Annotated in this window: 8 protein-coding genes; 3 read left to right on the plus strand and 5 right to left on the minus strand. The window is 58.6% G+C overall.

The genetic code is table 11. From position 1 onward, the window contains the following. Positions 1-306 precede the first annotated feature (306 nt). The 3 genes from NZK35_RS32780 to NZK35_RS32790 all read right to left on the minus strand — a co-directional run bounded on the left by NZK35_RS32780 (position 307) and on the right by NZK35_RS32790 (position 4005). Positions 307-570, minus strand: coding sequence for a flagellar biosynthetic protein FliQ (locus tag NZK35_RS32780; RefSeq protein WP_095742551.1), 264 nt, complete (start codon positions 568-570; stop codon positions 307-309). After that, positions 571-1455 (minus strand): flagellar type III secretion system pore protein FliP, encoded by an 885-nt coding sequence (gene fliP, locus NZK35_RS32785; protein WP_259636747.1) that lies wholly within the window; start codon positions 1453-1455, stop codon positions 571-573. It lies immediately after the preceding gene. A 231-nt stretch (positions 1456-1686) separates the two neighbouring features. Beyond that, positions 1687-4005: a hypothetical protein gene (locus NZK35_RS32790; protein ID WP_259636748.1), complete on the minus strand. Its 2319-nt coding sequence runs from the start codon at positions 4003-4005 to the stop codon at positions 1687-1689. A 252-nt stretch (positions 4006-4257) separates the two neighbouring features. Here NZK35_RS32790 and NZK35_RS32795 point away from each other — a divergent pair, with 252 nt between their 5' ends. The 3 genes from NZK35_RS32795 (at position 4258) to NZK35_RS32805 (ending at position 10174) form a co-directional block, all read left to right on the plus strand. Then, entirely contained in the window at positions 4258-5805 is a 1548-nt protein-coding gene (locus NZK35_RS32795; protein ID WP_259636749.1) for a circularly permuted type 2 ATP-grasp protein, read from the plus strand. 107 nt (positions 5806-5912) lie between these two features. Next, positions 5913-6863: an alpha-E domain-containing protein gene (locus NZK35_RS32800; protein WP_259636750.1), complete on the plus strand. Its 951-nt coding sequence runs from the start codon at positions 5913-5915 to the stop codon at positions 6861-6863. Beyond that, complete coding sequence (locus NZK35_RS32805) at positions 6860-10174, plus strand: transglutaminase family protein (RefSeq protein ID WP_259636751.1); 3315 nt, start codon at positions 6860-6862, stop codon at positions 10172-10174. Before NZK35_RS32800 ends, NZK35_RS32805 begins: the two co-directional genes overlap by 4 nt. Positions 10175-10422: 248 nt before the next feature. Here NZK35_RS32805 and NZK35_RS32810 read toward each other — a convergent pair whose 3' ends face one another. Together NZK35_RS32810 and NZK35_RS32815 are read right to left on the minus strand one after the other, a co-directional pair. Next, a complete protein-coding gene (locus NZK35_RS32810) occupies positions 10423-11985 on the minus strand; it encodes an arylsulfatase (protein WP_259636752.1) in 1563 nt (520 codons plus the stop codon). A gap of 214 nt (positions 11986-12199) precedes the next feature. Continuing rightward, entirely contained in the window at positions 12200-12742 is a 543-nt protein-coding gene (locus NZK35_RS32815) for a hypothetical protein (protein WP_259636753.1), read from the minus strand. Between the last annotated feature and the right edge of the window lie 1314 nt (positions 12743-14056).

The following is a 14056-nucleotide window of genomic DNA, read 5'->3' on the forward strand; positions in this document are numbered from 1 at the left end:
AAGTTAAGCGTCGTTTCTTCAGATGAGGGCCCGTAGGCTCGCGCCAAACGGCTGATATTCGTTTGACATCAGCCGGTTCGCGCCAGCGTCCGGGCCCCCTCATTCATGTTAACTTAGCGGTATTGGGCTAAAGCCCAATACCGCTAAGTTAAGCGTCGTTTCTTCAGATGAGGGCCCGTAGGCTCGCGCCAAACGGCTGATATTCGTTTGACATCAGCCGGTTCGCGCCAGCGTCCGGGCCCCCTCATTCATGTTAACTTAGCGGTATTGGGCTAAAGCCTGCACACCAACAATCTAGACATAGCACTAGAATGGACCGACGAACATGGTTTGTGTGAATTCGATCATCCGCGAGAACATCCACGGCATGCAGGCCAACAGCACCAGGCTGGAGACGATCAATTTGGGCACAAAGGAAATCGATTGGTCTTGGATTTGAAACAGGGTTTGCAGCAGACCCGTGACGATACCGACGACCGCACCGATCACCAGCACGGGCGCGGCCAACAGCGCCGCCAGCATCAGGGCTTGGCGGCACAGATCAATCGCTTGGCTTGAATCGAGCGTCATTTAACCCACCGGTCCGAAACTGGCCAACAACATGCCCACGACCAAGTGCCAGCCGTTGACCAGCACGAATAACAACAGTTTCAGCGGCAACGAAATCATCGCCGGCGGCAGCATGAACATGCCCATCGACATCGTGACGCTGGCGACGACGATGTCGACGACCAGGAACGGCAGGTAAATGCTAAAGCCCATCAAAAATGCGATCTTCAGTTCGCTGATCACGAACGCGGGCAGCAACACGCGGATCGGAATGTCGGCGAACGTACTGGGGGTCGGCCCGTCGGGGACCGCGTGGCGATAAAACAGGACCACATCGGCGTGATTCTTTGCCGCGGCAATTTGCTTGCTCATGAACTGGCGAACCGGCAACGCTCCGGCTTCATAAGCCTCCGCCAGCGTCATCTCCGTCTCAGGATCGCTGTACGGTTTGATCGCTTCGTCATAGACCCGCGTCCACACCGGGGTCATCACCAGCAGCGTCATGAACAGGGAAATGCTGGTCAGTACTTGAGTCGGTGGCAGGGCTTGCAGCCCGATCGCTTGTCGCAGCAACGATAGCACGACGATGATTCGGATGTAGCAGGTCGTCATCAACAGGATCGCCGGAGCGAGCGAGATGACCGACAGCAGCAGCATCGTTTGGATGCTGCCACCGACCTTGTCGGGGCTGGCCCAGGATTCGGGGCCACCGGCGATGGTTTCGATCGCTTCGGCCGAAAGCGAGATCGTCGGGCGTGAAACAAGCTGTGGAACTGAATCATTCGGCGGAACCGCCCTGCCCTGCTCGGTGATGATGCTGCCCTGCTCTGCGACGGCGATCCCTGGGCCGGCCAGGGCCAGCAGCATCAGGGTCAGCGAAAGTCGAAGGAAGCGATTGAGAATCATGGCCGGGTCGCGGGGGATCAGCGAACGCGGCGACCACGTCGGCCGCCAGCGACCGGGACTTTAGGAAAAACAGGCCTGAAATGGAAAGATTAGTTTTCGCGAGATCGCCGGGTGCATACGAGCACGTGGCGTCAGGTTTTAGCGGAACGGCGCGAGCCGTCCGGTCGCGCCTCAAACACACCGTGAAAGACCGGAGGGCTCGCGCCCTGCCGCTAACAAAAACTAAAGGTGTTAGCGGAACGGCGCCAGCAGCCCGGCGAAATACGCGTCGTAGCCCGCCAGCGCGCTTCCCGGGATCAGCACCGTGGTTGCGTCAGGGAAGGTCACACGACAATCGCTGCGGACATATCCGGACACTTTTTCGATCGTCGCTTGCGGCAGGGGACATTGGGACAGAACGGTCAGGCTGGCGGTCGCCCGGTCGGCATCGCCCTGGAGCCGAAAACAAATCAGCGAGGAACCGATTCGGGCCAGCGCGACCGGTTGGTCATCGGTCGACAGCGTCGCATCGCTGAACACGCAACGCACCCCTTGCTCCGAGCCGGTTTGGCCGAGCAGATAATGCAGCGCCGTCGCGATCTCCGGCGACAGACTCGCCGGGTTGGTTTGACCGAGCAGCTGGGCGGCGTCGCGTTGGCGGTATTGCTTGATCAGGTCATCGGCGTCGGCGCGCATGAAGTAGGCGGTCACTCGAATGGCTTCCTCGCCGGACCAAGACACCAATTCGACCGCAGCGTCGCTCGCCCGCGACCCCGCTTGCAGAAGCTCGGGTGGTTTGCGACCGCTGGCGGCCAACTGGATGAGATCTGTTAGGAATCGTTTGCAGATTTCGCCGTCCGGATCCAGGCTGGGTGGGTGGTACAAGAACGGCGGTTCGGCTTGGATTTCTCGGACCAGACGGGCACGGGACGACGAATCGATGGCGTTGAACGTTTGCGTCATTTTAAGACGGCCGATCGCTGGTTCGGGGTCGTCCCCGAAGTGTTGAAGGGCGAACGAGGCGAGCGCGCAGATCGCCCGTTCGGTTTGTTCTTCCGGCGACACATCGACTTGGCCGACACGGAATTGGATCTCCAGGCGATCCGCCGCCGAGGTTTGCCAGGCGTCGATCGTGGCTTTTTGAGGGCGATTTTTCTTGTCGTCCAGAACGTAGGTCAGCAAGAACGCTTCCAAACGCTCGGCCACGATCTTGCGGTCCGATGCCGACAGGGATTGGGCGGGTTGGTAGTCGGCCGGTCGCGAGGTAGACCCGTCGGCCAGATGGCGCAGCAGCGAAACCCGACCGTACTCATCGCGCAGGTTCAGCGCCGACAATTGTTTCATCGCCGCCACGCGGGCGGAGTCGGAGATCGCCAGTTCGCTGGCCAGATGAACCAATTCGACGCCGTAGATCCAATGGACGTCTCGGTAGCGGACCATCGGGCTGTAGATCGATGCGACTTCGATGGCAATGATTTCGACGAGCTGGCGGATCAGTCCGACGGCTTGTTGATCCAGTACGTGGGCGCCCAATTTCGACGCGCCATAGGTTGTCGCTTTGCTGGCTGCCCACCAAGCGACCAGGGTCAGCGGGTTGGTGCTGCTGACGATCCGGCCGGCGAACAGCACGTTGGAGGCGACATCGATGTAAGGTCTGGCCGACTTGTAGAGGCCGAAGGTTTTGACCGCCCGCATGACCACGTTGTAGATCGACTGGAAATCGTAGTTGGCCAATCCCCCCGGCAGACTTTCCACCGCGACCAACAGTCTCAACGAGGCCCGTCCGACCGCCCGTGAGACGGCGTCGACATTGGTTTTCAGCAGTGGCGAGGTCTCGCCGGGGCGGTAGATCGCCACGACGCCGGAAACCAGGTCGACCAGGTCCGTACGGATTTTTTCATTGTCAAAAACTTTGCGGTCGCCGATTTCCTTGCGATAAGCATCCTGTTTAATGCTGTCAAACAGCTCTCTCGTCTTGGCTTCGACCAGTTCCAGCAACTCGCGATCGTGTCGCGCCATCGGGTCGTCGACGGAGATTTCCGGCGTCTCGCTTGGCGGCGGCCGGCGGCTCGGGTCGGTGTTTTTGAAATCGATCGCATCGGGAAATTGCATCCACTGCTGCAACGACAGCGCGCGTGCGTTGAGTTCCTGTTCCTGCGTGGCCAGCGATTCCGCTTGTTCTTTCAGCCAATCTTGCAGTTCCGACTGGGGCGTCGTTTGGCCCGCCCCGTCCTGCCCTGCCCTGTTGTCGCGATTGGGCCCGCCGGACGCGTATTTGGTTTTCAAGCGAACGGCATCGACCAGCGCCGCCGCCAGTGGCAGCAAACCGAGCGCCCCGAGGCCGACGTTCGGGATCGGTGCCCCCGAGAGGGCGACGAACATCAACACGATCGCGACGATCACGCCCGAGGCGAGCGAATAAAGCGGTAGCCGTTTCAGGGTGTCGCCGCGCACAGGTGCTGCAAATCGCTGTGAGTAAGTAAACAAGGAGGTGTAAGGAGGTCCGTCGCAAAACGACAGGCCCATGATACAGCGCCGCAGGCCGGCCGCGCGGCGGGTCGAATTGTCCAATCTTGACCAAACGTCGTCGTGGGCCGGATGCGAAGACCACGCGGTTCCCTTAAAGTAGGCTTTCGGGAGGGCTGTGCCCCGCAAGGTGCTGCCGGGCGACTGGCAGGAGACGTCCGGACACCAATTTGATTACAATCTGTCCATGGTCTGGAACTTGGCGGATCCAGCTCCACTACCGAACGCTCCTTTTTAACTCGTGTCGTTTCGATTGCCTGTTGCGCACCGCTCAAAGCACGCGCAGAAGAGTCCGCCATGCAAAAACAAACTTCCGGATCCGTGTCTCAGATGCAGTCACTTGGTCCGATTCCGTCTCTGCCAAATTATCAGACGGATGGTTTCTTCGACGAGTTGGTCGACAAAAATAATTTCGCTCGTCCGGATGCTGAAGAGTTAGTCTCGCTGTTCAACCGCTTTCCGCCGCAGGAACTGTCCCGGCGCCAGCATGCGATCGAGCAGGCCCTGTTCCGGATGGGGATCACGTTCACGGTCTACAGTGACAAATCGGGCACGGAAAAAATCATGCCGTTTGACGTGGTTCCGCGGATCGTCTCGGCGATCTTGTGGAAGCACATCGACGCCGGTTTGAGACAACGGATCCGTGCACTGAACCGTTTCCTCTGTGACGTTTACAACGAGCGAACCATCATCAAGGAGGGCATCGTTCCGGCGGAGTTGGTCGACACGGCGCCGGCGTATCTCGAGGAATGTCGCGGACTGAAACCCTTCAACGACGTCTGGTGTCACATCACGGGCACGGATTTGGTCCGCGACAACACGGGCACCGTTTACGTGTTGGAGGACAATTTGCGCTGTCCGTCCGGGGTGTCGTATGTGTTGCAGAACCGCCACGTGATGAAACGGAACTTTCCGCAGGTGTTCGGCGCGTCGCGGGTTCGCCCGGTCACCGATTACACGTCGCGGCTGTTTCAACTGTTACGCGATGTCGCTCCGCCGCATGTTTCGGATCCGACCGTCGTGGTGTTGACGCCCGGTGTTTTCAACAGTGCCTACTACGAGCATTCGTTCTTGGCCCAGCGGATGGGGGTCCAATTGGTCGAGGGCCGTGACTTGGTCGTCGAAGGTGAGTTTGTCTACATGAAAACGACGCGCGGGCTGCAGCGGGTCGATGTGATTTACCGCCGCGTCGATGACACGTTTTTGGATCCCAAGACGTTTCGCAAAGACAGCGTGTTGGGGGTCAAGGGATTGATGGACGTGTACCGCGCGGGCAACGTCTGCTTGGCCAATGCTCCCGGGACGGGCATTGCCGACGACAAGGTGATCTACGCGTTCGTCCCGGACATGATTAAATATTATTTGGACGAAGAGCCGATCTTGCCGAACGTTCCGACCTACGTTTGCCAAAAGGAAGAGGATCGGAAGTACGTGTTGGCGCACATGGACGAATTGGTGATCAAGGCGGCCGGAGAATCGGGCGGTTACGGCATTCTGATCGGTCCGCATGCGAAACCGGAAGAACGCGAGGAGTTCGCCCAGAAGATCAAAGAGGATCCGCGGAACTGGATCGCCCAGCCGACGCTGGAACTGTCTCGCGCCCCGACCGTGGTCGATGATCACTTGGAAGGACGTCACGTCGATTTGCGACCGTACATTCTGTGCAGCCGACCGGATGACGTTTGGGTGTTACCGGGCGGTTTGACCCGTGTGGCGCTGCGCAAGGGTTCGTTGGTCGTCAACTCCTCACAGGGCGGCGGCAGCAAGGATACCTGGGTGGTCGCCGAACAGGGACAGGCGGTCGCCAGTGCGCACGACGACGAAACCGGGCCGGTCGGGCACTGACCAGGACCGCCCGATCGCGGAGGTGAGTCGCTCGATTGCCCCAGCGAGTTACGACGAAGACGAAGACCGATTGAAAACGAACCGGCTACCATCTAACTGAGCCTTTTATGCTTTCACGTGTTGCTGAATCGATTTATTGGATGAGCCGTCAGGCCGAGCGAGCTGAGAATTTGGCTCGATTCATCGAAGTGACGTTGCACATGACGTTGGACCAACCGGAATACCTGGTCGATCCCTGGAAGCCGTTGGTTCAGGTGACCGGCGACAACGAGTGGTTCAAGGCCAAGTACGGAACGGCAAACTGTCAGAACGTGGTGCAATTCTTGGCGTTTGATCGCGAGTACCATAGTTCGATGCTGACGTGCTTGCGGGCATCACGCGAAAACGCACGGAGCGTCCGGGAGGCGTTGTCGACCGAGGCGTTCGAGGAGCTGAATGATTTCTACCATTTCGTTCGAGACAGCAGCCCGTCACAGTTGACCGATCCGACGGCGGATTTTTTTGAGCAGGTGCGCGACCACGCACTGATGTGGACCGGCGTGTTGGACAACACCATGCCCCACAACACGGCCTGGCACTTTCTCAACGTCGGGCGCTTGCTCGAGCGGGCCGACAAGACGTCCCGGATTTTGGACGTCAAGTACTTCAACTTGCTGCCCCGCGTGGAAGACGTCGGCACCGCGGTCGATGATCTGCAGTGGTCGACGCTGCTGCTGGCGATCAGCGGATTTGAAGCCTATCGCCGCGAACATCAGCTGATGGATATCGAAAAGATCGTCGCCTTTTTTCTCTTCCACCGGACGTTCCCTCGCAGCATCTATTCCTGTGTCGCCGGTGTCGATCGATCGCTTCGCGAGATCGAGAGCGAATCGGAATCGGAGTTGCCCGGACAAGCCAGGCAGCGAATCGCCGCACTTCGTCATCGCTTGGAAAACACCAACGTCAAAGAAGTGATCGCCGGCGGCATGCATCAATTCGTCGATCGCTTGCAGATTGAACTCAACGCAGTCGGTGATTCACTCGGACAAGACTACTTTTACGCAACCCAAACTGCATGACCATTCGCGTCGCTCTCCACCACAAGACTCAGTATCAATACGACCGCTCCGTCGGGCTTGGCCCGCAAAAAATACGGCTTCGCCCGGCCTATCATGGCCGCACGAAAATCGTCTCGTACGATCTGAGTGTTCGTCCCGAAGATCACTTCATCAATTGGCAACAAGACCCGTTCGCCAATCCGGTCGCGCGAGTCGTGTTCCCCAAGAAGGCGCGAGAACTGTCGATCGTGGTCGATTTGGTTGCCGACATGACGGTGATCAACCCCTTCGATTTTTTCGTCGAAGAGAGCGCTGAATCCTGGCCGTTCCAATACGCACCCGAAATCGAGCTTCAGCTGGCGCCGTATCTGGTCACCGAACCGATGACGCCCCGGTTGGCCGATTGGATCAGCGAACTGCCCAAAACGTCTGAGCGGGTGATCGATTTCCTGGTCGATGTCAATCGCATGGCCCAACAGCGGATCGATTACAAGATCCGCCTGGAACCCGGTGTGCAAACGCCCGAGGAAACCTTGAAATTGGCCAGCGGATCGTGCCGCGATTCGGCCTGGATGCTCGTCCAGGCCTTCCGCCACATCGGCATGGCCGCGCGGTTCGTCTCGGGCTATCTGATCCAACTGGCGCCGGACGAAAAACCGATCGAAGGTCCGGCCGGTCCGGCTGCCGACTTCTGCGATCTGCACGCCTGGACCGAAGTCTATTTGCCGGGCGCGGGTTGGGTCGGATTGGATCCGACCAGCGGGTTGATGGCCGGCGAGGGTCACATCCCGCTGGCGTGTACGCCACACTACAGCGATGCGGCGCCGATCACCGGCGGTCATGAACCGTGCGAAGTCGAATTCGTGCACGAGATGACCGTCACCCGGATCTTGGAAGCACCGCGGACGACGAAGCCCTACACCGATCAACAGTGGTCCGAGATTCTGGCGGCCGGTGATCGCGTCGACGAAGTGTTGGCGATCGGTGACGTGCGGTTGACGATGGGCGGTGAACCGACGTTTGTCGCCATCGACAATGTCGATGATCCCCAGTGGAACACCGATGCGGTAGGAAAAGAGAAACGCGTCCTTTCCAACCTGCTGCTGTTGAAGCTGCGTGACACCGTCGCACCCGGCGCGCTGCTGCACTACGGACAAGGCAAGTGGTACCCCGGCGAATCATTGCCGCGCTGGGCGCTGACCTGTCTGTGGCGCACCGACGGCCAGCCCGTCTGGCAGAACCCCAAGTACATCGCCGACGAGGGCAAGGATTACGGGTTCACCCACGACGATGCCGAACGCTTTGTCAAACACCTGGCCGTCACGTTGGGGATCGAGGCCAAAGTCACGCTTCCCGTTTACGAGGACACCTTCCACTACTTGTGGAAGGAACAGAAGCTGCCGATCGATGTCGAGCCCACCGATCCGAAGTTGGAAGATCCCAACGAACGGGCGATGATGGTGCGAACCTTCACCCAGGGGCTGAACAAACCGGTCGGGTTCGTGATGCCACTCAAGCGAGCCTGGTGGCAGGCACACCCGGGTTGGGTCGGCGGGCGCTGGCCGGTCCGCGGTGAAAAGGTGTTCGTCATCCCCGGCGACTCTCCGATCGGTCTGCGATTGCCGCTGGACAGTTTGCCCAAATCCGCCGCGCCCACCCCCGTGGACAATCTGCCCCGCGATCCCTTCGCGCCACGCAATCCGTTGCCAGAGGTTTCAACGATTCGGCAAGACCAGCAGCGGATCGAGAAGGTCGAAGAACAGTTGAGTCGCCAAGACGACACGCCGATCGAAGCGGAAGTGATTCCGACGGCGCTGTGTGTTGAATGTCGATTCGGAAGGCTGCACGTGTTCATGCCCCCGACGCAAAATCTGGAAGACTATTTGGACCTGGTGTCGGCGGTCGAAGAAACCTGTGTCGATCTGGACATGCCGGTCGTTTTAGAAGGCTACCTGCCGCCGCACGACCACCGCGTCGAAATGTTCAAAGTCACTCCCGATCCGGGGGTGATCGAGGTCAATGTCCAGCCCACGTCCTCGTGGCGTGACTTGGTCGGATTGACCGAGACGATTTATCGCGAAGCGCGCGAGAGCCGATTGACGGCGCAGAAGTTCGACATCGATGGGATGCACACCGGCACCGGCGGTGGTGCCCACGTCGTCCTGGGCGGTAAGACTCCGACCGACAGCCCCTTCATTCGCCGTCCCGATTTGTTGGCCAGCATGATTCGGTTCTGGCACAACCACCCTGCCCTGTCGTATCTGTTCAGCGGCAAATTTATCGGGCCGACCAGCCAGGCGCCGCGGATGGACGAGGCCCGTCGCGACAGCGTGCATGAAATGGAGATTGCGTTGGTGGAGATGGAGCGGTTTTACCGCGAGGGCCAGACCATCATGCCCTGGACCGTCGACCGCCTGTACCGCGATCTGTTGGTCGATTTGACCGGCAACACACACCGCGCCGAAATCTGTATCGACAAACTCTATTCGCCCGATTCCAGCACCGGTCGATTGGGACTGGTCGAGTTTCGTGGATTCGAGATGCCGCCGAACGCACACATGAATTTGGCCCAACAGTTGTTGATTCGGGGGATCGTCGCCGCGTTCTGGAATCAACCCTACAAGCAGCCTTTGGCACGCTGGGGGACGTCGCTTTACGATCGATTCATGTTGCCGCATTTCGTCTGGAGTGATTTAGATGAACTGCTCAGCGTGCTGCGTCAGATGGGAGTCGATTTGAAACTGGAATGGTTCTTGCCGCACTTCGAGTTTCGGTTTCCCAAGATCGGTGAAGTCGTACTCGGCGATGCACGCTTGGAACTTCGCGGTGCGATCGAGCCGTGGTATCTGATGGGTGAAGAACCGTCCGGCGGCGGCACGGCGCGTTTTGTCGATTCGTCGATGGAGCGTTTGCAACTTAGTCTGGACGGGTTCGATCCGTCGCGCTACGCCGTCTTGTGCAACGGCCACCGCGTACCGATGCATCCCAGCGAAGTGGCCGGTCAGTATTTGGCCGGAATCAAATTCCGCGCCTGGCAACCGCCACGTTGTTTGCATCCGACGATCGGCGTTCATGTGCCCTTGCAATTTGACATCGTGGATCGATTCACCGAGCACTCGATCGGCGGATGCCGTTACTTCGTCTCCGACCCCAGCGGGCGGGCCCACGAGATCTATCCGGTCAACGCCAACGAAGCGGAAACGCGGCGGACGGCACGCTTCCACACCCAAACGCTGACCGGAGGCCGGTTGGTGCTGCCGGATCTGCCGCCGGTCGATGCACCCAACGATTTCCCCGTGACGTTTGATTTGAGAAAGACGGTCCGAAGCTAACACGCTCAAGACGGCCCCGTGTTGGTGTCTGTGAAGCATTTTTTAGCGGTAGGGCGCGAGCCCTCCGGTGTTTGGGCGAAGTTGCGGAACCGGAGGGCTCGCGCCCTGCCGCTAACACCTTAAGAACCACAGGGGAAAATGCTTCACAGCGTTGCCCAGCGGGGTTTAACAGACCACGCGATGTAATCCGTGAGTGTTCTGACCGATCGAGAACTTCAAAAGGCTGGCGACCCTTCAGAATACGTTCATCATTGATCCTGCACACGCTGATGCCAGATTTCAAACTGCCGGGCCAGTTGCCGAACTCGACCGGGCTCACGCTGAGCGAGATCGGTTGTTTCGGTGCCATCTGCCTCCAAATCAAAAAGTTCCCAGTCGCCACCCCGCCGAGGACGAACGGCTTTCCACTTGCCGCTGCGGACAACATGGTGTCGGGGCACGCTCCAGCAGAGTACGTCATGTCCCTGGCGGGGCTTGCCCTCAAAAACCGGCCGCAAACTTTTACCTTCAATGGGCACCGGATTTCGACCGCGAAATTCGGTGGGGTATTTCACATCAGCGATGTCGAGACACGTTGCCATCAGGTCCATGACATGGCCCACCTCATCGCTTTGTTGATCCCCGGCGATGACGGCAGGCCATTTCGCCAGCAAAGGAGTGCGAATACCACCTTCGTAGCCTGAGAGTTTCGTACTGCGAAATGGCGTGTTGCTGAGAGTCGCCCAGGCCAAGCCGTAACCAGCAAAAGTATCTGGAGACCCCGGAAGGTTATCCGGGCCGCTTCCCGGGCGAATCGCCACCTGATCCAGTCGCCACCGGTTGTTGGGCTGGTTGGGGGCAAATCCAAAACCGCTTTTCGATGGGCCGATACCACCATCAGGTGCTGCGCCGTTATCAGAGAGAAACAGGACGAGAGTATTCTTTTCTTGTCCACTCTCTTTCAGAACGGTCAAGAGTTGCCCCAGGCCTTTGTCAATCGCGGCGACTTGAGCGGCGTAAACGGCCATCCGTTCGGCCTGCCAGTCTTGATGGACGCCGTCCTTCCAATTCTTGATCTCTGGGGGACGCGGGGTGAGTTTCCAGTTTGGAGGGATGAGCTGCGATTTCAGTTGAGATTCAAATCGTGCGGTGCGCCATTCGTCCCACCCGCGCTCTCGGTATTGCTCCCGGTAGGCGGCAATGTCAGCTTCACGGGCATGTAACGGCCAATGGGGAGCGATCTGTGCCACGTAGAGAAAGAAAGGCTTGTCCGTGGTCATCGCTTCTTTCAAAAACTGCACGGCATAATGGTTGAGCGACTCTGTGAGATAGAAATCCTCGGGGAGCTGGAACCTTTCCCGATCGAGGTAATACGGGTTCTGCTGCACTTCGTGGAAGTAGCTGATTTTGGCCTGGCACATCGGACCGAAAAACCGATCGAAGCCACGGTCGAGTGCCAGGTCGCGTCCCTGCCACTTGCCCACCATCATGGTGTGGTAGCCGGTGTTTTGCAGCAGTTCGGAAATCAACACGCACTTGGAATAGTCCTTGGGCTGATTCCAGTGATCGCCACGGTGGCCAGTTTGCTGACAATAAAGCCCGGTCAACAGTGACGCCCGCGTGGGACCACAGACGGCGTTGTTGTAAAACTGCGTGAACCGCAGCCCGTCCCGAGCCAACGAGTCAATCTGCGGCGTGCGGATCTCACCACCAAAGCAACCGATGTCTGACCAGCCCAAGTCATCCGCCATCACCAGAATGATGTTCGGTCGAGCTGCCTCGATGACCGTTTGGCACACCAGAAAGAACAGGACCAGCCCGCTGCAGATCAATCGCATCATGTATTGGTTCAGTGTGAATTGGAGTCGATCGAGATCGGTGCGATTCAGGAGTGAAAGCAAAATGGGGCTCCGCTTTGTTCGCGTGCGCGCGAAAGATTCTCAACTTTGAATTCGCCCGGCTCGCGGACCTGAGTGCAGGCGGTTGTTGGCCGTTTTCGGCTTCTACCGTTTCTGACACGCAGTCGCGTTCCGCGATGACCGCGTGCTATTTTGAAGTCGCGTCTGTGGCAGCATTCGAATCATCGGTGGAAGCGATGCCTGCACGTTTTCCGCTAGCGATCACATAAAACCCCGGCGACGCCGAATACAAAATGACGGGCAAGTTGCCCAATCGTGCGTCTGGCGTTACGACCTTCAATCCGTACTGCTTCGCAAATCTCTCTGCCTCGACTGCGGAGCTCAAAAAATACTTGTAGACGACATCGCCATCTTTGAATGAATGACCGTGCAGCATGCTCTCGTAATCATCAATCGTATGGAATATGTGAATGACCTCGTGGTGAAACACAGTAAAGCGGTTTTTCGCTAACGAATGTTCGGAGAGGGTGCGGCCACCGGCGGCGAACAACTTTGCCGCCTCGCCGCGTGGATCTGATGTGACAACCTCGACGAAATTTGGAAACCTGTCGATGTTGGTACCCTTGACTGTGATTCTCTTCTCGAGAAACCCGTCCGCTGCCGGAGCGGTGGCAACCGACAAAGCAGTGAGGACGCAGCAGACGAGCATCGTCGTTGGATTCAATTGCATGTCAGTGCCCAATGGAATCGGGGTTGAGGTTCAAGTAGCAACGTCTTCATCGGTTCACGCAATGGTTGGATGGTGTCGGGGTCATGCGTTTGGCGGTGGAGCCACGCCCAACTGCATCATCAGTCCAAGTGTGTCAATGCTGTTACTTTGGATGTTCTTTGCCTCGCGTCGTTGAGTGGTGCGTTAAGCCGTCTAACGCCCACCGTTCACCGCGGCATGGCGAACGACATTGTGCTTTCAATGGACGCCGACTCCGTGCCTGCGTGTCCGGGCGGATGGTTCGCGTGTCCGGCCACGACGACAGCAGGTGCCATCGAGGCTCTTTGCCAATGTACCCGATCGGAATCGCCGTGGGAAATCGAGTGTCCCAATCAGCGGTCGGCACTTCAGGCGTCGGTTTGTCTTCATCGGCCGAGTCGACCGCGCACCTATCGAACGATGACATCAAAAGCGAATCCTGGGAAACAGAGGTCCGGCGAATTCCGGTGGGCGTCCTTCGGGTCACGGTCAAACGACGGCGAATCAATTGCCACAAAAAACGCGAGAAGTCACAAAAGAAGACGTGGACGCTGGCGTCGGCTAGCGGCGCAAGCGTGGGCCGTCACCGAGGACGGAGAGACGACGTTGAATTTGTAAAACCTTGCACGCCGCGCTCCATGTGCACGGCATTGTTCTACGAGTTTTCGCTGTGTCGATTGTACCGCTTACTGGTCAGAGTTGGTGCATTCATTACAGTATTCGCCCATTGTCGTCGGAAGTAGATCAGCGTTACCACAATCCAGTATGCGGGAATTCTTGAATCGCCGCGCGCCATTCAATCTCAAGTGGATCTGGTCCATTGACGGGTTCGACGATCATTTCAGGGCATTACTCCAGTCTCGTTTTCTTTGTCGTAGAACGAGCGCCAGAACTTTGTCGCTCCTCAGGTGGGCCGGTCACAAGACTGGATTAGAACGGATCCTGCCAGACGGTGCCAGTTTCTCAGGCCCAGGCGAACTCGGGCTGGGTGGCGGGAGGTGGGGCCGGTTCGGACTCGGGCTCCTTTGCACTTTCTTGCTCACTTTTCGCACGACCAGTCGTAACAAGTGCGAAAAGCCTTCCCCCATCGCGGCGTCCGAGCTATCCCGGAGGGATCGCAGCGAGTAGCCGGAGGTCCGCGCAGCGGCACCTCCGGACCACGCCTCCAATCCACCCCTCGACCCCGGACGGGGGCGCACAAAGTTGCTGAGCACCTGCATCAGGCACGGACGCCAACGCGATTTCTCGCAAGGACGCGTCACACGGCGCCGGGCCACGTCGAACGACCTGCCCATC

The organism is Stieleria sedimenti (assembly GCF_025060895.1).
Taxonomy (GTDB): Bacteria; Planctomycetota; Planctomycetia; order Pirellulales; family Pirellulaceae; genus Stieleria; species Stieleria sedimenti.